Origin of the sequence: Collinsella aerofaciens (assembly GCF_027679495.1) — a bacterium.
GTDB classification, from domain to species: Bacteria; Actinomycetota; Coriobacteriia; order Coriobacteriales; family Coriobacteriaceae; genus Collinsella; species Collinsella aerofaciens_AK.
Window position 1 is genome coordinate 1 of the sequence record NZ_JAQEKC010000057.1, and the last position, 1,622, is coordinate 1,622.

The 1,622-nt window shown below is 55.6% G+C and carries 1 protein-coding gene; it reads right to left on the reverse strand.

All coding sequences use genetic code 11. From position 1 onward, the window contains the following. A partial coding sequence (locus PGW49_RS10310) for a phospho-sugar mutase (RefSeq protein WP_270226438.1) occupies positions 1-1,391 on the reverse strand: 1,391 nt, incomplete at its 3' end. Positions 1,392-1,622 lie beyond the last annotated feature (231 nt).

Genomic DNA, 1,622 nt, shown 5'->3' on the forward strand with positions numbered 1-1,622 from the left:
CTCAGCGAAATCGTCTTGTTGTGATAGTAGCCATACTTCTCGTACAGCTCGTGCATCGCATCTGCAAGGTTCTTGCCCTGGAGCTTGTAATACTGCGCCATCTGGCAAATCAGAAGAGAAGTGCTCACGGCGTCCTTGTCGCGCACGTGGTCACCGGCCAGATAGCCGTAGCTCTCCTCAAAACCGAAGATAAAGCGATTGACCTCGCCAGCATCGGAAAGAGAAGTAATGATGTCGCCGATGTACTTGAAGCCCGTCAGGCAGCGGCGGAGCTCAAAACCGTACTCGTCGGCCAGAGCGTCAACCATGGCGGAAGAAACGATAGTAGTGACAGCAACCTTCTTAGTGAGGTCCTCACCGCGAGCAGCGCGGGTCTTGCAGATATAGTCGAGCAGCAGAACGCCCATCTCATTGCCGGTCAGCAGCAGATAGTCATCGCCATTCTTAACGGCAACGCCAACGCGATCGGCGTCAGGATCGGTTGCAAGCAGCAGATCGGGGTGAACCTGCTCGCACAGGTCAATGCCCTTCTGCATGGCCTGACGAATCTCGGGGTTAGGATACGGGCAGGTCGGGAAATCGCCGTTAGGCTCCTTCTGCTCGGGAACAACCGTGACATCAGTGATGCCAGCGCGCTCGAGCACCGTCGTGACGGGAATGAGGCCGGTGCCGTTGAGCGGAGTGTAGACGAGCTTAAGCGGAGCGCCAGCGATCTCCTCGGCAGAAAGGTTGGTCACGCCGCGGGCGAGAACGGCGTCGTAATAACGCTCGAGGCACGAGTCATCGATCCATTTGACCAGACCCTGCTCAAGAGCCTCATCGAAGTCCATGGACTTCACGCCGGTGAACGTATCGGTCTCGGCGATAGCCTTAGAAATTGCATCGGCGGCCTCGCTGGTGATCTGGCAGCCGTCGGGGCCATAGGCCTTATAGCCGTTATAAGGCGCCGGATTATGACTAGCGGTCATGCAAATGCCACCGGAGCACTTAAGGTCGCGGACGGCCCAGGAGAGCGTCGGCACGGGAGAAATCTTGGGATACACGAGGGCAGTCACGCCGTTTGCTGCAAGAATGGCAGCCGTCGTCTTGACGAACAGCTCACCTTTATTGCGGCTATCGCGAGCGATGGCGACCGTCGGATGCTCGAAGGTCGCATTGAGGTAGTCAGCGAATCCCTGGGTCGCACGACCGACCGTATAGATATTCATACGGTTAGTGCCCGCACCGATAGTGCCGCGAAGGCCGGCGGTACCGAAGGCGAGATCCTGGAAGAAAGCGTCGGTGATGGCGTCCTCATCACCCTGCTCCTTCATCGTGTTAAGCTTAGCGAGGAGCTCCTCGTCCTTGACATTGGCAATCCAAGTATCAAGCAGCTCATGAACATCTGCCATGTGAGTCCTTCCGTCACATTCAATAAAACGACCCGTGTAAAACAGGACAAGCGCAGCAGTGCGCTAAAGCAAATATTAGTCCATTGAGAACAAAGAACCGACCAAAGAACGGTGAACGTCTATATTCAGCGGTGGATGATTAAATTGATTTAATTGCATAAGGAATGTTGCACGTAAACGCAAAAAAGGGGGAGGCCGCGAGGCCTTCCCCTTCTTCAGTTTCGCTGACGG